Below are 20,871 nucleotides of genomic sequence, written 5' to 3'. Positions count from 1 at the left end.
AGCTCGGGGTGTGGCTGTCCAACACCAAGAGCCGTCGGGACCGCCTCGATGAGGCGCAGCTCGCCGAGCTGGCGGGGCTCGGCCTGCCTTGGGCTGCGGTGGTGGTCTGATGGGCCATGCGGGGGCTTGAACGGCGGCCGGTGGCTGCCATGGTGGGCGGGTCGGCCGGAGAGGGTCGGGCGACGACGAGTAGTACATGCCGGGGAGGGCACACAGATGGGATACGAAGCGGAGGCCGAGGCCACCCTGCGCCAGTGGGTGGACGCTTACGCGAAGCTGCGGGTTGGGGAGGACGGCTGGCGGTTCCGGTCGTTCGCGCAGGCGGTGCGCGAGCTCGGCACGCTGATGGCGCCGACCCCGTGGCCCAGGGACCGGGAGCAGTGGGCGTCGGGCCGGTGCTTCGCTGCCGCCACCGACTACGCCGAGAGCACCGGCGCGGTGTATGTCGAGGGATTCGTGCTGGTCCCGGATCTGACGCAGTGGCCGGTGTTCGAACACGCATGGTGCCTGCGCGAGGGAGCGGTCGCGGACCCGTCGCTGCCCGACGGGACCGCGGTGCTGTACTTCGGGATCGCGCTGGCGGACGAGTACCGGCGTGCCGAGCAGGCCCGCCGCGGTACCCATGCCGTCCTCACCACCGATCCGCAGCGGCCCTGGTCGCTGGTGAACGACGACGCCCTGTGTCAGGGCCTGCCGGAGGCGGCGGCCCTGTCCGTCGCCGGCGTGCCGCGGCACGGGCCCGGGCAGTGAGCACCGGGTGCCTGGTCGTCCCGGGCCGTGCAGGCCCCGCCCGCGAGCACTCCGGCGGTGTACTGCATCGCGCCTGCCTTGCTCGGCTGCGGCACGGCCCCGTGAGCGGGCTGGGGCGCTTCGCTTCGGAGGAGGGTTACCGCTCCACGCGCCAGTCGATGCGATGTTCTCCGGAGGCGTGTCGGTAGGTGTCGGGGACGAAGTGGCGGATCGCGGGCCGCCCGGTGGTCAGGCTGTCGGTCAGGGCGGTGAACATGTCCGCCAGGCTGGTGGCCCACAGACCGCCCTCGGTGTCGCCCGAGCCGATACCCATCTCGTACACGTGCCCGTACGTGGGTCCCGGGAGGTGGTCCACGAAGAGCACGCCCCCGTCGAGGGGAAGGGCGATGGGCACCCACCAGCGGGCGTGGCCGACCAGGGCGCCCCGGCCCTCGGGATCCCAGACGTCCGCCGGGAACATCTCGACGTACCTTCGGTGGCGCGTGAGCATCTGCTCCGCGGGCAGCAGCCGGTGCCCCAGTGGCAGGAAGGACCCCGAGTGGAGGGTGTCCCCGGCGGGTCGCGGCGCGACGCCGTCGTGCAGTTCGAGCAGGGCGCGCAGCTGGGGGTGCAGAGGGAAACCCAGTCCGTCCTCCAGGCCCGCAATCTGCCCGGCGTCGGCCGCCGGCCGCAGGGCTGCGTGGTCCGCCGGAGAGCGATCGGCCAGCCGGGCGCTGAAACCCCGCCAGGCCGAGACAAGAGCAAGGGCATCGGTATCAGTCATGCCGCGACTGTAGGACCGTGCGCTGACAGGGGCGGCGAACCCGGCATCGGGGGTGCGTGTGCCGGGGTGTGGAACGGGGCAGGGGCGTTGCGTGGAGATCGTTGCCAGTGCGGGGTCCGGGTGCGGGGCGTGGCCGGAGTTGACGGCGGACCGGCGTCCGGTGCTGATGGTTCCTGCCGCGAAGGCGCGGCCGGTGCTGGTGGAGGAGGGGGGGGCCCGGGACCCGGGTGTCCTGGAGCGGCTTCCGGCCGCGGGCTGGTCGGCGCTCGCGGGTGCGCCGGGTCTGACGGTGCGCGGTCCGGACGGCCGGGTGTGGTTCGACCGGCCGGTCACGCCGGGCGCGAGTGGTGGCGGGCGCTACGCGCCCGCGAGGTCCTGTTGCTGGTGACCGGCCCGTTCACCGGTGTCCTCGACTTGCGGCCCGCTGCGGCCGCGGGCCGACTGCTCCTGCTCACCACCCCGGTACGCACCACCCACAGCCTGCGGGATGCCGGGACGAGAACCTGATCGGTACGAGAGCCTGATGCGTCGTCTGTGCCGGTAGGGGCCCGTACCGGGTGGGCCCCCGGCGCGTGGCCGGGCGGCCGGGGCCGGGGCGCAGCGCCGCTGCAGGTCTCCCGCCCCACCGCCGGCCCTCGCACCGTAGGCCAAGAATGAACCACGCCCGGAAGGCCGGACTCACCCGGGGATCCGCCGTCCTCGGCTGCTGGCCGTTCGTTCTGCTGGCCACCGAGCAGCAGTGCCCGGACGCAGCCGGCCGCTCTCGGCCGGCTGCTGGGCTTCATGGGTTTCGGGTCTCAGCGGTCGTGGTGGGCGTGGGCCGGTGTGTCGTCGGCTGGCTCGGCCGTCGTCGTCAGATTCTCCTGGGTGTGACGCTCGGTGTGCGGTCGGGTGGTCCGGGCGAGCTGTCGGTGGCGCCAGAGGGCACGCCACCAGGCCAGCCGGTGCGCGGATTCCTGCGGGAAGACCGACTGGAGAGCGACGACCAGCAGGCCGAGGGCGAGGCAGCCCATGGCTCCGCCGGTCAGCCAGCACGGCGCGTCGGCCAGGATCAGCGCGGTGCTGCTCATTCCGGCAGTGATGGACGCGATCAGCGGTCGGTGTTGCATGCGGGATTCCCCTCCGATGGGCGCACCCGGGGGTGCGCAGGTGGCGTCGGTCCGAACTTCCTGCTCGGATCCGTGACCACTTTTCAGCAGGAGAATTTGATCTGAGGCGCTGCATATATCGGTGGGTGTCACATGCGGCGTCCGTACCGGTCGAAGGCCTGGTGCCAGGCTTCCTGCATCGCACGCTCCAGCAGCAGGCCGCTGCTCCGGTGGGCCGCGGCAGCGAGCCACCGGAGCCGGTCTGCGGGGGCGCCTGCGAGGAGTTCGGCGGCCACCGACCCGCCGGGCCAGCGCCAGGTGGCCGGCGTCACCGTGAACCGCGACACGTCCTTGCCCTTCAGCCCCACCTCAAGGGCGCAGCGGCGGAACCTGTGCGGCTTGTCCCGGGCCTTGAGCAGCTGCTGGAGTTTCGGTTCCTCGAGTTTGTCCCGGTGGTCGTCGATGAGGGCGTTCATCTTCCGCCAGGTCGCTGCGTCGGCCGCCGCCGAGATCCGGTGCTGCTCGTCGGCGGTGATGAAGCCGAAGGCTCGGGCCTGGGCTGCGGGCAGGTCCAGGGCGATGTGCAGCGCGGGCTCCTTCTCGGAGGTGTGGTTCCACTCGACGAGCTGCGCCTCGATGAAGCTGGTGATCCTTTCGGGTGGCACGGTGGCGGCCGCGGCCAGCACCGGCTCGATCCCGGGCACCGGAGCCCAGCTGCCGGGTCGGCCCAGGGGGCGCAGCAGCGGCCACACGCCCTGGCGGCCCTCCTCCTGGTAGGGGAAGGTGAGCAGCTGGCCGGTGGCGGCCCAGTCGGCGAACGGCTCCGGCAGCGGCCCCCGCACCGTGCGGGCACGCCAGGCGGCGGGGGTGCGGATCAGGCATCCCGGCCGGGCCGTGACCCGGTCGGTGTCGTCCCGTTCCAAGCGGCGGGTTAGCCAGTCCTCGAAGTCCTGCACTTCCACCCGGCGGTGGGCCCGCCACACCGCGGTGCCGCCGCGCCCCGTCCAGTCGTAGGACGACGAGGCGCCCCACGCGTGGGGCGGGCGGACGGCCGTCCGGATCTGCGCGAGATAGAGCGGATTGCCCAGGTCGCGCTGGTCGTAGAGCTGCTGTTCGAAGGCCTCGGCGCCGGGGCCGGTGAGCCAGTGGCGGGCGAGGTTGGCGGCGGCTTGGAAGCGGGCCGGGGCATGCCAGGCCGTCTCCTCCTGCAGTATGTCCGCCGTCCGCCCGAGCTGGCGTGCCTCGGCAGCCTCGTCGGCCGGCACCACGGTCCGGTTCCGCATGCGGGCCTTGGCAGTCTCGGCGGCCAGCAGCAGGGCCTTCTCCGGGCCGGTGCTGGTAACGGCCGTGGTCAGCTGCCACAGTGCCAGCGCCGACTGGTGGCGTAGCACCGGGAGCAGGCCGTCCAGGAAGTCGTCGGTGAAGTGCTCGGCGCGCCAGATGGCGGTGACGACGGCGTCGGTGAGCGTGCGGGCCTGGTAGTCGCGGCGGGCGCGCGGGTACTGGCCGGGCAGGGTCAACGACACCGCGCGGGCCCGCCGCAGCAGTTCGGCGGGAGCGCGGATCCGCAGCGGGGTGTCCTGCCTCTGTTCGCCGTACCGGCGCGGCGGCGCCGGGTAGCACAGCACGGTGGAGATGTGGGTCAGCCGGGCTTCCGGGTCGGGCTGCGCCTCCTGAGCCCCGACGTGCTCCGCGAGGAGCCGGCGAACAGTCTCGTCACGGGAGGTACCCCACCGCTCCCGGACGGCGGCCAGGGCCGCCAGCGCGCAGATGGGTAGCCGGACGTTGGTCTCGACGTGGTCAGGCACCCGGCCAGTTTCGGCGCCGCATACCTGACGTGCCGGCAGTTCCCCGGATGTTGCCGCACCCTCCGGGCCCTTCCGGTCCGGGCTGGCGGGGAGGCGGCGCGGCTACCGCTCCTCGGTCTGCAGGAAGTTGGAACGGACCCGCAACAGGTGTGTCTGGGGGTGGCTGCTCTCGTACAGGGCCAGCAGGTCCTCGTAGCGGCCGGCCTGGTAGAGCGAGCGGGCCGAAGACCTGGCACGAGCGCGGCGCCCCCGTCGAGCGGCGGCCCACACCGCCGGTCGGCCGCCGTGAGGTGGAGGCACAGCCGTGCCCGCGGTGCGGAGGCCCGGTCCGGGGTGCCCTGACACGACGCCCAGGGGCAGGCCGTCGCACCGCACGGGCAGCAGTTCGACGCGGCTCGCGCCCACGCCCGTCGCACCCGGCCAGGCGTCGGCGGCAGGGAGCCGGTGTCGATCGAGAGGATCCGGCCCGTCCCCGCCCCGGCGCCCCGGAGAGAAGGCGTCGCGGGGGGGTGCACGGAGTGCCGGTCGCATGCGCAGCAGCCGGCCAGGCAGAGCCGGGCGGTGGTGCGCAGGGCACGGCGCGCGCAGCATTGGACGCGATTGGGCGGCCGGACCGACCGGTCAGCGCTGGCGACCGCCCGCGGCCAGGTAGTCCCGCACGAAGCGCTCCGTTCCGCTGCGGGGCCGCAGGTAGATGTAGCGGTGGGCGGCCTCGATCTGCAGCCCGTTGAGGGCCTGCACCGTCGGGGCGTCGAGCGTGAGGGCCTCGTCACGCGGTGAGCGGCCGACAAGCAGCAGCCGCGGTCCCAGGGGCAGGACGACCGCGGTGGAGTCCCCGAGCGCCATGCCGAAGGTCATCCTCCCCCGGTCCTGGCGGATGGTCATGGCCGGGACGTCGCCGAGGATGAACTCGCCCGCCTCCGGCATCGCGACCTGCAGCCGCGCGGCCCGGATGACCGTCTTCGCCTTCTCGAACATGTCCTCGATGCGAATCCGCAGGTCGGCTCCGTTGCGGTAGATGTCCAGATGGGCCTCGATGAGGTCGTCCGCCGTCGCCAACAGCCCTCCGGGGCCGGCCGCGTGCAGGCCCGTCCGGCGCAGCATCTGCGCACGCAGTTCCTGCGTCCAGTCGGTGACGAGCTTCAGCCTCAGCCGCGCGATGCTCTCCCTGAGGATCCGCTCGTGCAACGCCCGGTAACGCAGGGAGCGGACCAGGTGCAGGGCGATAAAATCCTTCAGCACCAGGACGTGCTGGTCGTGGTCGAAGACGTCCCCGCGCTCCGCCGCATGCGCGGCGGCGGGCAGACGGTTCTCCACCTGGTGCCAGAGCTTCTCCAGCGAGGCGGAGGCGAACGGCACGAAGTCGTCCACCCGCCCGCACCCGCGAAGCCCCGTGCGTTTGGGGTCCCGTTCGGGGTGCTCGAGGTCGAACGGGTGCAGCACATGGCCCTGACTGCCATGGGGAACCGCGAAGCGCTTGAGCAGCACCTCCGAAACAACGTGCTGGCGCACGACCGGCCTATCGGTCTCGGCCCGGAGCTCCTCAATACGGTCGCGCTGCCGCCTCGCCTGGGCCTGCGCGTCGGGTGAACTCTGCTGCATCCCAGAAGTCTTCCAGCAGCGTCCGACAGCCAGCCGTCCCGTCCCGTGCCGGGGCTGGCTCGGGGTCAGTGCGGGTCGGCGGACGCCAGGGCCACCGCGAGCACCAGGTACGGGACCGCCTGCAGGCACTGCTCGGCCATCAGGCCCGGGTCGGACGCGCTGCGGGCGTCGGCCAGTGCCAGCAGCCCGGCCCCAATGGCCGTGTCGACCGCCGTGTCCAGGACCTCGGCCGCGGTGAACTCCCCGCCGGCTGCCAACTCGCGCGCCAGGGCGAGGGCCTGTGCGGGGTCCTCGCGCCACAGCTCGGCGACCTCGTCACCGGCGCCCGCGAGGTCGAGGGCCGCGCCCTGCTCCGCCATCGGCAGCGGCACCGGCCCGGGCACCCCGGGCTCCTCCACGAGCTCCTGCGCTCGCGCGACCGCCGCCCGTGCGGCGAACGTCCGGCGGCCGTGCTCGCGTTCGCGCGCGACGGCGGCCGGCCAGCGGGACCAGGTGGTCGGGGGTCGCGGTCACCCCCGCACTATGCCGCGCCGAACCCGCCGACGTCTCCCGTTCTCGTGAACACCCGCCCAGACGATCGGCAGGCGCCTCCCGAAGTCGTGGCGAACCGACCGCACGACCTATGACCAGGGCCAGGGCCAGGGGGCAGTTCGGTATCCGCGGCCCGGGCGGGTCGGTAGTGGCTCAGGGTGCGGCGGGTGGTTGCCCGGTAGTGCCCAGGAGGCGGGCCTTCGCGATGGCGAGTAGGCCCGGGAGGCGGTCTGCTGGGCCACCCCGTACTCCCGCATCACCGCGCGCAGGGTCGGCAGGCGATCGCCGGGCCGCAACCGGCCTTCGGTGATCTGCGCGCGGTAGCGCGCCGCGATCTCGACGTACCCGGCGCTCACCGGCACCCGCCGGGGCCGGGAAGCACGATGGCGGCGCTCGGGACGGCGAGGCAGGGGCCCGGGGCTTGAGGCTTGACCTCGTCCTGGTGCTCCGGTCAGCACAGGCCTGCGGCGACCTCCGCGAGGGATGCGGGCATCGCAGCGATCACCTCGGCCGCCCAATCGGCGTTCACGTCGTCGGCCAGCACGTAAACGGGGGTGAGCGGCTCGCCGAGCGGCCAGTCAGGCTGACGGGTGGCCACCACCACGGCCTCGGGCTTCGGCCAGGCGCGAGGGTCGCCCGTGGTGGGCGCGGCGATGGTGACCTGCCAGCGACGTTCGAACTGGTCGAAGACATGGCGCTCGTCGCTGCCGAAAGGGGCCGCACCGCCCTCCTGCCGGTCGAGTGCCTCCCGCCACAGGGTGGCGAGCGGCCCGTGGTCCTTGTAGAAGGCGTGCTTGTCCGGGTAGAGCACGGGCGGCTCAAGACGGGTGCGCAGCGGTCCGTCGAGCCAGGCGTCGTAGAGCGGGTCAGCGGCGGCGTGCTCGGCCCGCCAGGTGTGGAAGGCGGGTTCGAGGGCCAGTTCCTCGTACAGGGTGCGGGCGCGGTCGGCGAGTTCGGTGAGTTCGGCGGCGAGGTAGCGCTCGCCGGCGGTGCCGACGTCGTCGGGTCCCGTGTGGCGGGTGAGGGCGGCGCTGCGGCGGCGGGCCTGCTCGAGGTTTGCTGCTGCCCGGTTCGTTTCGGCGATCGCTGATGGGTGGCCGGCAGCGGCGAGACGTGCGAGCTCCTCGGCCCGGTCGTGGGCGCGGCGTCGCTGGCGGGCGGCCGTCTGGGCCTCGTGGAGGAGGGCGGCTCGGTCGCGGCAGAGGGCTTCCTCGGCGCGCAGGCAGCAGACGATGTGCGCCCATACCAGCCGGGAGATGCGGGGGCGGCCGGGGTCGGTCTTGGCCGCGCGCCGTCCGGCGGCCGGGCGGCGGGTCGTGCCCTGGTCGATCGCGCGGGCGAGGACCGTCAATGCCTGGGAGGCGCCGGCGCCGACCGGGAGCACCAGGTGGATGAGGTCGCGGTCGCGTTCGTGGTGGAACTGCTCGTAGGTCCGCTGCAGCCGTTGCTCCGGGCGCAGCGCGTCCTTGAGAAGGTGGCGGATGTTGTAGAGGTGCAGGAGTGCTTCCTCCAGTCGGGGGCCGTCCTGGGGTGAGGCGGGCAGTTGGCCGGTGCGGGGGGAGAGTTGCGTGGGCAGGCGCCGGGCCAGGTGGAGGCTGGAGACGGCGAACGGGGTGGGGTTGGGGAGGGTGAGGCGCTCCGCGATGCCTGGGGTGCGCGGTTCGTGGCGCAGGGAGAGCTCAAGGCGGTAGTCGGTGTGACCGATGATGCGCTGCAGGTCGGCGGTGGAGGGCTCGCGCTGGCCGGTCTCGTACTTGCTGAGAGCGGCCTGGGTGATGCCGAGTTGTTCGGCCAGGGCGCTCTGGCTCAGGTTCGGGCTGCTCTGCCTGGCCCGGGTGATCAGCCAGGCTGCCTCGATCGCGGCCGCCGGATTCGGGTTACGTGCCATGGCCATGCCCCCAACAGCTGATATGCCAAATTGGACTACAGCAAATCCACTCTTTGGGAGAAGCGTAACCCGTCTGCTCTGGCGTGACCTTGACGATTGCTCACCAGAGCGGGGCACGGTGACGCCCGGGCCGGCCGGGCGCAGGTCCGCTGCCGCGCGCGCATCGGAACTCGGCGCCGGGCCGGGGCGCGTACGACTCCGGGCGCAGCCAGGCGGCAGGCGGATCGGTGCGGGCGAGGAGGGAAGGGTGGGCAAGCCTGGCGTTCGTCGCTGTGGACGTCGAGCGTGTCCGGCCGGGCCGCGCTGTCCCGGACGGGCGGCTTCTCAGCGGCGATCGGACGGTTCGACCCGGTCGAAGACACCGAGGAGCGGCATTTCGCCGATCACCTTCCCGTGGCCGGCCCGACGGCGCGGCGGGTCGTCGGGAGCGTCCTGGGTCCGGATCGACCGGAGCGAGGGCGCGAACGTGGCCGTGACGGGTGCTCCGTCCGTTGTCGTGCCGATGACGATCTCGGTCGTCCTGGCTTCTTCCAGGGGTTCTGTCCGCCGGTCCGACGTCCGAGAAGTGCTGGCGGGCTCATCGCGTCGGCCGTCGGTGGTGAGGCTCGGGGGCGGTGCCCGGGCCGCTGCCCCCGGCCGGGGACCGTGCCCTTACACCTCGACGTAGCCGACGATCACGATGGTGCGGCGGAGGGTGACGTGGTAGATGACGCGCACGCGGTCGATGTCGTCGCGGTAGTCGCGCAGTTGCCCGCCCGGCAGCGGGTGGCCGATGTCGGGGCGCGCCGAGATGGCGACCAGGGCGCGGTCGAGGCGGTGGACCTGGGGTGCGGTCAGCTTCTCGACCTGGCGGGCCGCGAGGTCGGAGAAAGCGACCTCGGCACGGCGCGGGAGCGGGGGTTCAGGCGACACGCTGTCCAGTCTGCCCGGTCTCCAGCTCCGCGAGGCGCCGTTCGCGCAACTCCTCCCACGCCACGCACTGCTCGGGGTCGGGCAGGCCGTGCTCGGCGACGTCCTCCAGGAACGCGGCCAACTGCTCGGCCCTGCCACGCTCCTCCTCGGCCAGGGCGCGCAGCGAGTCGGCCGACCCGCCATCGAGCGGCGTACGGCCGCTCTGGTTCGACGTCATCACGCTCTCCATCCAGCCCCCGGTGGACTGTGCCGGGGTATTGCACCCACGGTATCCACCATTGGGGGAAAGGGAACCGTACTCGGGCGAAGTCCCGCCCATGCGCGCGCCTGCGTACACGGTGGGGCGGCGCGGTCGGCGTCCGGCGGTGTGCACCGCGGCAGCCCCGAAGCGTCCGGCGGTCCCTGGCCGCACATGGGTGTCGTGCTGGCCGCCGGGGTCCGGTTTCCGGCGGACCGGGGACCGCCGTGACGGGAGCGGACGGGCTCCGTTTTCCGCGGGTTCGACCACAGCGGCCCTTTCCCCGTTCCACGGACGGCGTCGGCTAATTTGAGTTTCAGCAAGCCGCAATTTCCCGTGTTCGGTCTCTTTATTGCCGTGCAGAAACTTGTCTCTCGGGATTCTTGATAAATATTTGATGGGATCGTTGGTCGTCATGAGGGCGGTGGTCAGGCGAAGGCCCGGCGGTCGCCCTCGGCGGCCAACGCGGCGAGGTCGGCCGGGGTGCGCGGGGAGCGCTGGCCGTTGTAGCTGACGGTCTGCTGCCCGTCGGAGGTGTGGAGGGTCATCACGCATCCGTCCCGGCCACCTGGTGCGTCGCAGGCGCACCGGGCCGACCCGACCGTCCACCCCAGCCCGCACGGCCCCGGCCCCAGCAGGCGGGCCATTTGTGCGCACGGTGGCCCGTCCATCGTCTCGAGCCGTAGGCCCCCGAAGGCCGCCCACGCATCGGTGGCCTGGACCGCTCCCGTGCCGGAGGTGGCCCTGATACGGCGCAGCAGCGGGGACAGGAGATTGGTGGGCCGCAGGGCGGTGCCGCGGGTGCCGGCTTCGGCGGCGTCCTCGTCGGCTGTCCAGCCGGGGACGGTGATGAGGGAGCCGCGGGAGGAGGCGACCGCGGCGGCGGCGCGGGGCCACCAGCGGACGGGGAAGCCGCGCAGGCGCAGCAGGCCGGGGGTGTGGGGGCGGTGGAGGTGGACGGCGGAGGCCGTGGTGTGCCAGCGCAGGCCGTACACGCCGCTGACGCGGTCGCGGGGGTCGGTGCGGGTGTGGGCGTCCCAGGCGCGGGTGGGCAGGAGGGCTTCGGCCCATAGGCGTACCACGTAGGGCCGGGGTGTCAGGCGCAGGGTCAACCGGTGCGGTTCGGGGTGGACGGAGATGATGCCGAGCGGGTGGGCGGCCTGGATGCCGATGCGGCAGACCGGGACGGTGACGGCCGCTTCCAGGTCGGCCTGCTCGGGTTCGGCGGCCGCGATGGTGCGGATGTCGATGCCGGCCCGGTGGAGGGCGGTGAGGGCCTGATGGGATTCGCCGGTGCAGGCGCGGCGCTGTCGGGTGGCGTCCAGGAGGGCGGGGTGGATCATCGTGCCGGGTCTTTCCGCGCCGGTGCCGGCCCCTTGGTTGTGGCGACGGTCGTGACGGGACCTGGACGGGCGGGTGGACGTGTGGGGTTTCTGGCCGGTCCTGTGCGGCGGGATCAAGGAGGGGCCCTCCCGCGGCGCGGCCGGGCACCCACGGGGGCCCGATCTACATGGTGGTGGTCAGCCGGGCGCGGGGCAAGGCGCCACGCCCGGCTGGGCCGCTGCCTCGGGGGTGGTTCAGGTCCGTACGCAGGGCATCCGTGAGGGCCGCCTGCCGGCACACGGCGTGCCGGCGGGCGGCGTCGTGGCACTCGTCGTCGGCCGGTCACGACGGCTCGTCGCCCGAGCTGCCGCTGCCCGCACACCGCGGCACCGCCGGCAGGTGGACCGGCGCCGGCCCTCCGGTTCCGGGGCCGGTCGGTTCGGGCTCAGGGGCTGAGCAGGAAGGTGACGAGGGCGCGCAGCGCTTCGGTGAGCAGCAGGCGCAGCGCGGCCCTGGCCACCGGGTGGCGGGTGATGTCGCGCAGGGCGGGGCGGGTGGTGGGGTGGTCGGGCATCGGTGGCTCCTCGGTTCGGCCCGGCGCTTCACCGGGCGGTCGGGGGACACGGAAGTGGTTCGGGGAGGGGTCCGGCGAGCGGGAGGAGGGTTCCGGGAACGGACGGCCTGGTCGCAGGGGGTTCGGCTAGGGTTCGGCGGGGGTTCGGTCCGGACGAGGGGGCGGTGCGGTGGTGGAGAGCGCGGCGGAGGGCTTCGCGCGGGAACTGGAGGCGTTGAAGGCGGCCTCGGGGCTCTCGTTGAACGACATCATCGGGATCGGCGAGCGGCTCCAGTCCCCGGCAAGGTTCACGAAGGGCTCCCTGAGCGAGTGGTTCAACGCAGCCTCCGTCCCCTCCGGGCCGGTCGTGTTCGCCGCCCTCGTGCACGTGCTGGAGAGCGCGGCGGCACGGCGCGATCCGGACCGCCCGCGCAGGAGTGCGCAGGAGTGGGAGGAACTGCGGCGCGCGGCGGCACGTGAGCGGCGCCCGACCATGGGAGCGGGACGGCGCGAACGCGCCGCCGGCCGGAACGCGGGCGGGCCCGCGAGGGGCGCGAGCGGAGGTCCCCGCACGGCCGGAGCCGGGCACCCGGGTGCCGGCACCGCGCCCGCCGAACCGGCCGCCGCGGTGATGGGCGACGCCGCCAAGGCCGGCCGCGTCCTGGCCGCGCTCCCCCACCGGGCCCAGTGGCTGGGCGTGCTGCGCGACCCGGAGTCGTTTCCGATCCACGTCACCGTCATCGAGGCCTACCGGTGGGCCTGCGAGCGGGTGCAGGGCGACGTCGTCGACTTCGTCGACCCCGACCTGCACGAGACGCACACCGCGCTGCTCGAGGTGATGGCCCGGCTGCAGGAGTTCATCGGCGATCGGATGTACGGGCCCGACCCCGGGCGGCCCTGGATCGACCTGAGCGACTACGACCCCGACCGCCAGGCCGATCTCCCGGTCCTCGCGGACATCCGCGGCCGCCTCGATGCCCGGTACCGCCTACTGGTCAACACGCTGAGCCGGCAAGCGCTGCTGTGGGAAATGGGCCAGCCCACCACCGCAGCGACACCCGCGAGGACACAGGCGCCGGCCGACGCGGTCGTCCGGGCAGCCCGACTGGCCGCAGAACGGTGGGCCCCCCTCGACCACCTCGAAGCACCCCGCGACAGGCGGGATGCCGGGGACGCGGCCGAGCGGATCCACGCGATGAAGCAACGGACGGCTCACGGGAGCGCGCTGGCACAACTGCGCGACGCCTTGGACACACTGGCCTCGTACCTGCCCCTCGCCCTGGGCCCGCGCCCCACACTCCAGGACCTCGCCCTGCTGATCGAACAGGCACAACCGTTCGCAAGCAACGCACCCTGACGCCAACCACCCCGCTACCCGTGTCCCCGGCCCGCACGGCGCCGCGCACGGGTTGGGAACCCGCCCGCCCGGCCCCGCAGACCTACAACGGTCGACGCAGCAAATTGACGCACGGGCCGGCCCCGAACACTCCTGGAGACGTCGGCGGCGCCCCGCCGCTCCTCGGGATGTGGCGCAACAACCCATGACGGTGTGCCGTCCGCCCTCGCACCGGGAACCCGAGAGCCGACCAACCACCCGCGCCAGCTGTGCGAACGCCCGCTGAGGCGGGTTGTCGACCGCTCGGGGGGGCTCGCCCTACCGAGGCGGCCCTGTCCGGGCCCGGCCCGCACGCAGTTCCTTGCCCCACCTCGGGTCGGCGCATGACGAGGTCGTGGCGCAGGATCATCAGCACAGCTCGGGCACAATGCGACGTGCCTTCGACTCCGCGAACAGCCCATCGGGCAGCCCGAGCTTGCGCACGTCGTTGAGCTTGGTGATCTCCGTGAGCAGGGAGTCCAGGCCCACCGAGCCAGGGTCGCGCTTGAGCGCGGCCAGCAGGGCGGGACCCGACTCGCTGCCCTCGGCCACCAGGGGCAGCAGCCGAGCCGTGCCCGCCTCGCCCAGGCGGCCGATCGTGCGGGCGCAGAACGTCTTCTCCCACTTGCCCCGCGCCGCGACGAGGAGCTTCTCGACCCGGGTCCGGCCCGGTGGCTCGATCTTACGGGCCCGGCACTCGGCCAGCAGGGCCTCGCGCTGTCGGTCCTCCGCCAGCTCGACCGGACAGACCTCCACGGTCAGCCATTCCGCCAGCGCCTTCTCGTCCGCGACCGTCGACGGCCGGAACCCCAGGGCCTCGCGGATCTGCTTGCGGTGGTACTCGGCGGTCCGGCCGACCAGCGTGTACTTCGCGAAGCCGGTGGCCTCGACCTTCACCAGATCGGCGACGTACTCCACTGCGGCTGGCGGGACCTCTTCCAGCACATCGGGGAACCGGCCTTCCAGCTCGAAGTACTTCAGCAACAGGCTGAAGCCGAGCCGGGTCGCCCCGCTCTTGTTCGCCACCAGGTCCCAGTCGCCGTCTACCAGCGTCCAGTTCGCCAACAACTCTTCTGGCGACCACTCTTGCCGCACGGCCGCCCCTTTGGCCTCGATCACTCGATCAGACCAACGACGGCGCTCAGGACAGGGAAACGGGGGGTTCGCCCGGCTGCCCGCGACCTACTTTGCGGCCAGTGTCTGAGCTAGGACGCCGGGGCCGATCAGCGCCCGGGTGCCCTCCGCGTCGCCGTGGGCCCGGGCCGCCGCGGTCCACCAGGCGTCGTGGACCGGGGTGAACTTGCCGGCGGAGCGGGCCTGGTCGAGCGCGGTCGCGCCGGGGAAGGCGCCCGGCTTGCGGACGAGGGCCTCCAGATAGTGGTCCAGCTCCAACCGGCAGGCGCCTTTGGCGATCAGCCCCTCGAACAAGGACGATCTACTGCGGGATCGACTGGGCCGAACGGACCCGCGACGTCGCCCTCGTCGACGATGACGGCCAGCTGCTGGCCAAGCGCCGCATCACCGACGACGCGACCGGTTATCAGCTCCTGCTCGACCTCCTGGCCGAGCACGGCGACACCGCCGAGAGCCCGATCCCGGTCGCCATCGAGACCGGCCGCGGCCTGCTGGTCGCCGTCCTGCGCGCCAGCGAGCGACGCAAGGTGTTCGCGATCAACCCGATGGCCGCCGCCCGCTACCGCGACCGCCACGGCGTCAGCCGCAAGAAGTCCGACCCCGGCGACGCCCTGGTCCTGGCAAACATCCTGCGCACCGACATGCCGATGCACCACCCCATGCCCGCCGACACCGAGCTCGCCCGCGCCATCGCCGTGCTGGCCCGGGCCCAGCAGGACGCCACGTGGAACCGCCAGCAGCTCTCCAACCAGCTCCGCTCTCTGCTCCGCGAGTACTATCCCGCCGCCCTCGACGCCTTCGCACCCTGGCAGAACGGCCTCTGCCGACCCGAGGCCCGCGAGCTCCTGCGTCTGGCACCCACCCCGGCCCGAGCCGCGCGTCTGACCCGCTTCCAGATCGCCGCCGCCCTCAAGCGGGCCGGCCGCAGCCGCAAGCTCGACACCGAGACCGACCGCCTGCGCGAGGTCTTCCGCAGCACGTACGCCCACCATCCCCAGCTCGTCGAGGACGCCCTCGGCAAGCAGACGCTCGCCCTCCTGCACCAGCTCGACGCCACCTGCCAGGCCGCCGACGAGCTCGCCCAGGCCGTCGAGGAACTCTTCCCCCAGCACCCCGACGCGGAGATCCTGCTGTCCTTCCCCGGCCTGGGTGTTCAGCTCGCCGCCCGCGTCCTGGCCGAGGTCGGTGACGACCACACCCGCTTCGCCGACGCCCGCGGCCTCAAGGCCTACGCCGGAGCCGCACCCGTCACCCGCGCCTCCGGGAAGAAGAGCCACGTCGGCCGGCGCATGGTCAAGAACAACCGCCTCAACCACGTCGGCTACCTCTGGGCGTTCTCCTCCCTGCGCACCTCACCCGGCGCCGGCGCCCACTACCGCGCCCGCCGCGAACACGGATACTGGCACGCCGCCGCCCAACGCCACCTCTTCAGCCGCCTGCTCGGACAGCTCCACCACTGCCTCCAGCACCACGAACCCTTCGACGAGAACACCGCCTCCCCACCCAGGCCCTCACCGCAGTGGCAGCCTGACCAGCAGCTTCGCTCCCCGTGAGTGCTGCACAGCCTCGGCCGTTGACACCCCGGTGAGGCAGACTGCCCATCATGACAACAGCTGATCACGACGTCCTGACCTCATGGAGCCGCATCGGCACCTGGCTCACCGCGCACACCCAACGAGGCCCGGCGAGGCCGACGTCAGATGCCGCGCGCCTGGACGCGTTCGAGGCCGACCTCGGCCAGCCCCTGCCCGCCGACCTGCGGGCCTGGTGGCTGCTGCCCAATGTCAGCTCGGACCACTGGATTCCGGAGGCGTTCGCCCCCGTCTCGCTGGACGAGGCCCTGGAGACCCACGCGATCTGGCTCCTGGTCGCCCAGCAGGAAGGCGACTCGTTCGACGAAAACGGCCGGCCCGAGACCCGCTACCTGCGCGAGTTCATGCCGATCGCGCTGAGCCCCGGCGGCGACGGACTGATCGTCGACATGCGACCCGGCGACACCCACGGCGCGGTGCTCCTCTGGGACCACGAGACCTGGACCCTGGACATCCCCCAGTGGACCTCCGTCACCTCGATGCTCCAGGACATCGCCCAGGCGTTGGAGGGCGGCACGCCAGCGCTATTGAGCCACGCAACCCTCGGCGGCTCCCAGGAACCCAGCTCCGCCACAATCGACGGCGCACAGGATCTCACCTGGCAACCCACCGCCGCATGACCAGCCGGACCACCTTGCCCCAGCCAGCCACAGCGGTCGATCATTCGCGGATGAGACCAGAAGTGCAGGCGTTCGTCGCCGACGGCCAGCTCCCTGACTGGGACACCGACGACGAAGAGGCGGTCGACCGTCGCCATGGCCAACTCGAAGCCATCCCCCGACCGGTGACAGCTACGGAAGCAGCCGCACTTGCCGCATGCTTCGGCCCGGACGACTGCTTTGGCGTCGCCTGGACCCTGCTGCACCTGATCGAGACCGCCCCCGGTCCAACTCCCGACATCCCACGACCAGGACCCGACGCCGACGACTGGCACCACGTCCTCTGGCAGCGCTGGGGAAACCCCGACGACCACGACGCCAACTTGACGCGTTAACCCCGTGCGATGTCTGCGGTTCTTGCCTGGCTTCCAAGGTTTCCGGAGCGAGCCGCGGGTGCCTCTCCAAGGTGTCCGGGAGAGCCTTCCAAGGTGAGCATCAAGGTGTGTACCAGGCTGTCACGCCCGAACCGGGCAGCACCCGCGGGGCCCACGAACTGCGGGCACTCCAACCGGTTCTTGGCCGGCATTCTCCTCAAGTTCGAGCGGCGGCGGGGTCAAGCGGAGGCGGCCTCGCGGCCGTCCGGCCCGCCCCCGCGCGGCGGCGACAGCTGGCAACGACCGGAACGGTGGAACCGACCGACCATCGCCTCTGCCCTGGCCGGGACCGCCCCCGACGGCTCCCCGCCCGGACGCCTGTCGAGCTGAGCACGTGCCGTCGAGTCAGGCATGTGAGGCGACTTCAGGAGGCGAGCACCACTGCGTTCCATGCCTCCCAGATCAAAGTCAGTGGGAGGAAGACGGGGAGGAAGACCCCACCGATGACCCGGAAGGGCGGCCTGCCGTACCCCTTCCACCGGAAGAGCATCGCCGCAGGCCCGAGGAACACCGCGGCCAGAGCGGCGACGATGGGGGGCCCGATGAGGGCCATTGGATCGTCTCTGACGATCATCGGGCTACTTCCGAATGCAACAAGGCCGAGTCCGATCACGAGGAAGCAGCTTCCCGTGATCAGGCGCCCTGCACGCGCCATCCGGGTCACCGGCGCCGTCGTTCCAGTCGGCGCGGCGGTCATGGTCGATGGCCGGGGTGAGTGCGACGGCATCAGTGGCACCGCCGTGATCATGGGCGTGCCGGCGCGCAGAACGGCCAGGGTGCTGTCAACGGTCGGCCGACCGTCTGGGTTCTTGGCGAGGAGCGCGGTGATGAGGGAGGCGAGGACGGGGCCGGCATGCCGCATCGGCGGCGGATCGTGGAGGGCGATCGCGGCGATGGTGGCCGTGGGGGTCTCGCGCCGGAACGGGGAGATACCCTCCACTGCCTCGTACAGGGTCACCCCCAGCGAGAACAGGTCGCCGGCGGCCTGGTCCTGGGCCCCCTGGAAGCGTTCGGGGGCCATGTACTCGACGGAGCCGATGACACCTCCGGTGGTGGTGAGTCTGGTGTCGGTCTCGTGGACGGCGATGCCGAAGTCGGTGAGCAGTACCTGGCCGTCGTCGGTGAGCAGCACGTTGGCGGGCTTGAGGTCGCGGTGCACGATCCCGGCGGTGTGGGCGGCTTTCAGCGCCTTGAGCAGTGCGGCCGTGACCTCGGCTGCGCGTGGGGCGGGCAGCGGTCCGTCGGTGCGTAGGAGCTCTGCCAGGGATCGTCCCTCGACCAGGCGCATCACGATCCAGGGAGTGCCGTCTTCGACGACCACGTCGTGGACAGCGACGATGTGCGGGTGATCGCGTAGCTTGGCGGCGTTGCGGGCTTCCCGCGCGGCCCGCAGCACCCGCTCACGGCGCTCCGCACCGGAATCGGGGGCTGCCTGCTGCGGCCGCGCCCGGCACAGGCTGCGGGACCGAAGCTCGCTGATGGGTCTGCTGGCCCGTCAGGGCCGCATAGACGAAGCTGTCGAGGACCACGACAACGGTCACGTCGTCCACTGGATCCTCGAGCTGCTCGTCACCGACGGCCGTCCCGGCCGGGCGCTCGAGGTGCTCGACAACCTCACCGGTGGGTGGGTGGACGGGCACCCCGAGGATGTCCAGCACCTGCGCCTGTGGCTGCTCGGACAGGCCGGCCGCCATCAGGAGGGCATCGCCCTCGCCACGGCCCTGCCCAGGGACGAACCCGGCCTGTGGGACAGCAGCCTCGCGGACCTCCTCGAAGCGGACGGCCGGGCCGAGGAGGCCATCGCTGTGCTGTGTTCCTCCCCGCACCGCAACGCGGCCGAATCCCTGGCCGGGATTCTGGTGCGCCGGTCGGCCCGCCGAAGCCGTCGCCGTCATCCCCTCCACCGCCGAGCAGCGCGCGGCGTACGAACGGGCTGAACGCCAGTGGAAGGAGGCGGACCCCTGGGGTGTAGCCGCCGCGCTCGCCCGGACGGAGCAGGACGAGAAGCAGCCGGAGGGCCAGGGCCAGCAACGGGCTGCCCCCGACGCCGTGATGACAATCCGCGCGAGAACTGCGCGCCGGTGACGAGCAACGCGAGCGGACGGTGGCGGTGCCGAAGTCCGTCACAGGTCGGCCGGCTTCGAGGGCCGGGGTACGTCAGGCCGGCTGTACCTCGCGGTCACGGGTGCGCAGGCGGGCGGGCGGTGGGGCAGGGCCGGGCAGCCGCTGTCGCCGACCGGGTCGGTGACAGCGTCGAAGAACTCCCGGGCGCATTGTGGCCGGCCGGCCGCCGGATCCGGTCCGGCGGGAGGCGGGGCCGGAGGAGGAGCTTCTGCCGGGGCTTGCGCGCGGGCCGGGAAACCGGGCGGCGTGCGGCGGCAGGGCATTGACACGCAGTCCGGCCGGGCGCGGCGGAGCGGGCGCGGAACTGCCAGGGCGGCCGTAGGTCGGTCGCTGCTGTCGGACGGCGGGGGCGATGGCCGTCGATGACCGGCTGCCCTGTCCCGGACCGGCCCGCTGGGGACCTCACCCGCGACGTCGCGACGTCGGGTCGCGCGAAAGGCCTTGGTGGCGCCGGCGGTTCCTTGGTGCAATGGCTGCCGTGACGACTCCCTTCACGATCCACCGCCCCGAGTTCCTGCGCCTGACGGGTCTGCTCGACCCGGCAGTGCCGGCGGCCAGCGTGTTGTCGACGTGGGACGCGGGCGAGTGGGGGATGGCCGTCGGGGATCTCGCCGACCAGTTCTCCGAGTACCACACGCCGCTGGCGGGTGCGGACCGGGCAGCCCTCCTGGCCCTGGCCGAGGTGTTCGGCGGGTCGGCCAAAGCCGGGGCGGCGCTCCGCTGGTGCCCCGACCCGCAGGCGGACACCGAGCGGTGGTGGGAGGTCGAGGACTCGCCGCGGGCCGCGGCCCTCGCGGGCGAACTGCGCCGGGAGGTCGCACCGGGCCACCCGCTCCACGGCATCGCGCTCACCCCCTGGCTGGAGTGCGGGACCTGCGACGACGTCCTGGTGCGCCTCGACGACGAGAACGCCCTGCCCGGCACGGGCCCCTACCGGGTCGCCGTCGTGCGGCCGACCTGGTCCCGCGGCCCCGAGACCCCGCCGTGGCCCACCACGGCCGTCTTCGACCGGGCACTGGACGCCCTCGACCGGCTCGAGTCCTGCCACCGCACCGCGGACTGAGCCACCGGCTGGCGTCTGCGGCCGACCGAACCCGCCGGGCCACCCGGCCGTGCCCCGGCCGGCGCGGACGCCTGCCCCTGCCGGGCATCGAGCCAGGGCTGCCCCGGCACAGCCCTCGATCAGGCAGGCTGCCGCCGCGCCGGGTCCGGGGGTGTCGTGATCGATCCACTCTCCCACCGCAGTGGTGCCAATCCCACGCAGGACCGGTTCGTGGATACCAGTCGCTGAGTTCCGAGGGCATCGGCACCGGCGTGTCGAGGGCCCTGTACCGGTGCCTCAGGACCGCATTGGCGGAGCCGATATCGTCCTGGCATGACGCATGGGTTCGATATGGTGCGGTCACTCGCTGCGGGTGTTGAAGGCCGCAGGGGTGCCTGGGAGTTCATCCGCGGGTTCGTCGCGAACTGGTCGGAGCCTCTCGATGACGACGACGGCTGGGGCGAGGCGGATCTCGTGGCAGCGGAGGAGAGGCTCGGCGTCCGACTGCCGCTGGCGCTTCGAGAGGTGTATCTGCTACTCGGTCGGCGTCGGGACCTGACCAGCAACCATGACGTCCTGCTCGGCCCGTCCGAGCTGTACGTGGACGAGGCCGGGGAAGCACTGGTCTTCCGACACGAGAACCAGGGGGCTGCTTCCTGGGGGATCCTCCTCGACAGTCTGGTGGACGACGACCCTGCTGTGTTCATCAGGGCCGACTTGGCCGACAAGGCTGCCGAATGCTGGGAGAGCTGGCTGGAGCGGCTGTCCCTGTGCTTCATCGAGATCGTGCTGTCGGAATCCCTGCAGGCCGGCGGCGAGCTCTGCGACTTTCTGAGCGACTTCGACGACCACGGCGTCGACCTGTTGGAACAGAACTGCACCCGGCTGGCGTTCCCGACCTATCCGATGGGTGAGGAAGAGCACCCCATCCGTTGGTTCCTCGGCCGTGACGTGCTCCTGCGTGACGACGACGGCATGGCTCTGCTGGCCCGCGGCCGCACCGAAGCAGCCCTCGACGTAGTACGTGGCCTGCTCCCGGGCGAGTGGCTGAACGACCACCGGTAGATCACGTTCCGACCTTCTGTCGTCCGCCCCGCGCCGGCTGATCGGATTCG

At 72.5% G+C, this 20,871-nt stretch carries 23 protein-coding genes; 8 read left to right on the top strand and 15 right to left on the bottom strand.

The genetic code is table 11. The annotated features are described in order from the left end of the window. Nucleotides 1-216: 216 nt before the first annotated feature. A complete protein-coding gene (locus ADK60_RS02410; RefSeq protein WP_053642799.1) occupies nucleotides 217-750 on the top strand; it encodes a hypothetical protein in 534 nt (177 codons plus the stop codon). A 136-nt stretch (nucleotides 751-886) separates the two neighbouring features. Here the strand turns inward: ADK60_RS02410 and ADK60_RS02405 are convergent, their stop codons facing one another. The 12 genes from ADK60_RS02405 to ADK60_RS47400 all read right to left on the bottom strand — a co-directional run bounded on the left by ADK60_RS02405 (nucleotide 887) and on the right by ADK60_RS47400 (nucleotide 11,477). After that, nucleotides 887-1,513, bottom strand: a complete 627-nt coding sequence (locus ADK60_RS02405; RefSeq protein WP_053642797.1) for an SMI1/KNR4 family protein — start codon at nucleotides 1,511-1,513, stop codon at nucleotides 887-889. A 797-nt stretch (nucleotides 1,514-2,310) separates the two neighbouring features. Beyond that, nucleotides 2,311-2,583, bottom strand: a complete 273-nt coding sequence (locus ADK60_RS02395) for a hypothetical protein (protein WP_159400270.1) — start codon at nucleotides 2,581-2,583, stop codon at nucleotides 2,311-2,313. Between the two features lie 167 nt (nucleotides 2,584-2,750). Then, nucleotides 2,751-4,409 carry a hypothetical protein gene (locus tag ADK60_RS02390; RefSeq protein ID WP_053642791.1) on the bottom strand — a complete coding sequence of 553 codons (1,659 nt, stop codon included), beginning with the start codon at nucleotides 4,407-4,409 and terminating at the stop codon, nucleotides 2,751-2,753. Between the two features lie 102 nt (nucleotides 4,410-4,511). Next, nucleotides 4,512-4,709 (bottom strand): hypothetical protein, encoded by a 198-nt coding sequence (locus tag ADK60_RS44420; protein ID WP_159400269.1) that lies wholly within the window; start codon nucleotides 4,707-4,709, stop codon nucleotides 4,512-4,514. A gap of 321 nt (nucleotides 4,710-5,030) precedes the next feature. Beyond that, nucleotides 5,031-6,011: a DUF4238 domain-containing protein gene (locus tag ADK60_RS02385; RefSeq protein WP_053642789.1), complete on the bottom strand. Its 981-nt coding sequence runs from the start codon at nucleotides 6,009-6,011 to the stop codon at nucleotides 5,031-5,033. A gap of 65 nt (nucleotides 6,012-6,076) precedes the next feature. Continuing rightward, nucleotides 6,077-6,394, bottom strand: coding sequence for a hypothetical protein (locus ADK60_RS02380; RefSeq protein ID WP_159400268.1), 318 nt, complete (start codon nucleotides 6,392-6,394; stop codon nucleotides 6,077-6,079). Between the two features lie 237 nt (nucleotides 6,395-6,631). Next, complete coding sequence (locus tag ADK60_RS41405; protein ID WP_234370905.1) at nucleotides 6,632-6,898, bottom strand: GntR family transcriptional regulator; 267 nt, start codon at nucleotides 6,896-6,898, stop codon at nucleotides 6,632-6,634. A 95-nt stretch (nucleotides 6,899-6,993) separates the two neighbouring features. Then, nucleotides 6,994-8,430: a helix-turn-helix domain-containing protein gene (locus tag ADK60_RS02375; RefSeq protein WP_159400267.1), complete on the bottom strand. Its 1,437-nt coding sequence runs from the start codon at nucleotides 8,428-8,430 to the stop codon at nucleotides 6,994-6,996. A 651-nt stretch (nucleotides 8,431-9,081) separates the two neighbouring features. Next, nucleotides 9,082-9,342, bottom strand: a complete 261-nt coding sequence (locus tag ADK60_RS02370; RefSeq protein ID WP_053642783.1) for a hypothetical protein — start codon at nucleotides 9,340-9,342, stop codon at nucleotides 9,082-9,084. After that, the gene (locus ADK60_RS02365; protein ID WP_199839576.1) at nucleotides 9,332-9,559 is read right to left on the bottom strand and encodes a hypothetical protein; all 228 of its coding nucleotides are present in this window, start codon (nucleotides 9,557-9,559) and stop codon (nucleotides 9,332-9,334) included. Before ADK60_RS02365 ends, ADK60_RS02370 begins: the two co-directional genes overlap by 11 nt. Nucleotides 9,560-10,008: 449 nt before the next feature. Beyond that, complete coding sequence (locus ADK60_RS02360) at nucleotides 10,009-10,923, bottom strand: hypothetical protein (RefSeq protein ID WP_053642779.1); 915 nt, start codon at nucleotides 10,921-10,923, stop codon at nucleotides 10,009-10,011. A 425-nt stretch (nucleotides 10,924-11,348) separates the two neighbouring features. Continuing rightward, on the bottom strand, nucleotides 11,349-11,477 hold the full coding sequence (locus ADK60_RS47400; RefSeq protein ID WP_286185245.1) for a hypothetical protein: 129 nt from the start codon (nucleotides 11,475-11,477) through the stop codon (nucleotides 11,349-11,351). Between the two features lie 169 nt (nucleotides 11,478-11,646). Here ADK60_RS47400 and ADK60_RS02355 point away from each other — a divergent pair, with 169 nt between their 5' ends. Further along, on the top strand, nucleotides 11,647-12,813 hold the full coding sequence (locus ADK60_RS02355) for a hypothetical protein (protein ID WP_053642776.1): 1,167 nt from the start codon (nucleotides 11,647-11,649) through the stop codon (nucleotides 12,811-12,813). A 387-nt stretch (nucleotides 12,814-13,200) separates the two neighbouring features. Here ADK60_RS02355 and ADK60_RS02350 read toward each other — a convergent pair whose 3' ends face one another. Continuing rightward, nucleotides 13,201-13,926: a DUF4158 domain-containing protein gene (locus tag ADK60_RS02350; protein ID WP_286185246.1), complete on the bottom strand. Its 726-nt coding sequence runs from the start codon at nucleotides 13,924-13,926 to the stop codon at nucleotides 13,201-13,203. An 87-nt stretch (nucleotides 13,927-14,013) separates the two neighbouring features. Continuing rightward, nucleotides 14,014-14,259 carry a hypothetical protein gene (locus tag ADK60_RS02345; RefSeq protein ID WP_199839578.1) on the bottom strand — a complete coding sequence of 82 codons (246 nt, stop codon included), beginning with the start codon at nucleotides 14,257-14,259 and terminating at the stop codon, nucleotides 14,014-14,016. A gap of 5 nt (nucleotides 14,260-14,264) precedes the next feature. Between ADK60_RS02345 and ADK60_RS02340 the strand changes: the two genes are divergently transcribed. The 3 genes from ADK60_RS02340 to ADK60_RS02330 are packed head-to-tail and all read left to right on the top strand — an operon-like array spanning nucleotide 14,265 to nucleotide 16,551. After that, nucleotides 14,265-15,518, top strand: coding sequence for an IS110 family RNA-guided transposase (locus ADK60_RS02340; protein ID WP_053642772.1), 1,254 nt, complete (start codon nucleotides 14,265-14,267; stop codon nucleotides 15,516-15,518). Between the two features lie 50 nt (nucleotides 15,519-15,568). Continuing rightward, nucleotides 15,569-16,177, top strand: coding sequence for an SMI1/KNR4 family protein (locus ADK60_RS02335; protein ID WP_053642770.1), 609 nt, complete (start codon nucleotides 15,569-15,571; stop codon nucleotides 16,175-16,177). After that, the gene (locus ADK60_RS02330) at nucleotides 16,174-16,551 is read left to right on the top strand and encodes a hypothetical protein (protein ID WP_234370904.1); all 378 of its coding nucleotides are present in this window, start codon (nucleotides 16,174-16,176) and stop codon (nucleotides 16,549-16,551) included. The genes ADK60_RS02335 and ADK60_RS02330 overlap by 4 nt, the downstream gene beginning before the upstream one ends. A 403-nt stretch (nucleotides 16,552-16,954) precedes the next feature. Here ADK60_RS02330 and ADK60_RS02325 read toward each other — a convergent pair whose 3' ends face one another. Continuing rightward, entirely contained in the window at nucleotides 16,955-17,986 is a 1,032-nt protein-coding gene (locus ADK60_RS02325) for a serine/threonine-protein kinase (protein WP_053642768.1), read from the bottom strand. Between the two features lie 82 nt (nucleotides 17,987-18,068). On the opposite strand from ADK60_RS02325, the gene ADK60_RS02320 reads away from it, so the two are divergent. From ADK60_RS02320 to ADK60_RS02310, 3 genes are all read left to right on the top strand, one after another. Then, nucleotides 18,069-18,527 carry a hypothetical protein gene (locus tag ADK60_RS02320; protein WP_053642766.1) on the top strand — a complete coding sequence of 153 codons (459 nt, stop codon included), beginning with the start codon at nucleotides 18,069-18,071 and terminating at the stop codon, nucleotides 18,525-18,527. Between the two features lie 665 nt (nucleotides 18,528-19,192). Further along, entirely contained in the window at nucleotides 19,193-19,777 is a 585-nt protein-coding gene (locus tag ADK60_RS45565) for a hypothetical protein (RefSeq protein ID WP_199839575.1), read from the top strand. Nucleotides 19,778-20,089: 312 nt separating this feature from the next. Next, complete coding sequence (locus ADK60_RS02310; RefSeq protein WP_053642762.1) at nucleotides 20,090-20,821, top strand: SMI1/KNR4 family protein; 732 nt, start codon at nucleotides 20,090-20,092, stop codon at nucleotides 20,819-20,821. The last annotated feature ends 50 nt before the right edge of the window (nucleotides 20,822-20,871 follow it).

It is taken from the genome of Streptomyces sp. XY431 (genome assembly GCF_001279805.1).
In the GTDB taxonomy this organism is placed as follows: Bacteria; Actinomycetota; Actinomycetes; order Streptomycetales; family Streptomycetaceae; genus Kitasatospora; species Kitasatospora purpeofusca.
Note: the sequence above shows the minus strand (reverse complement) of the source record. Positions and strands in the feature narration are given on the sequence as shown.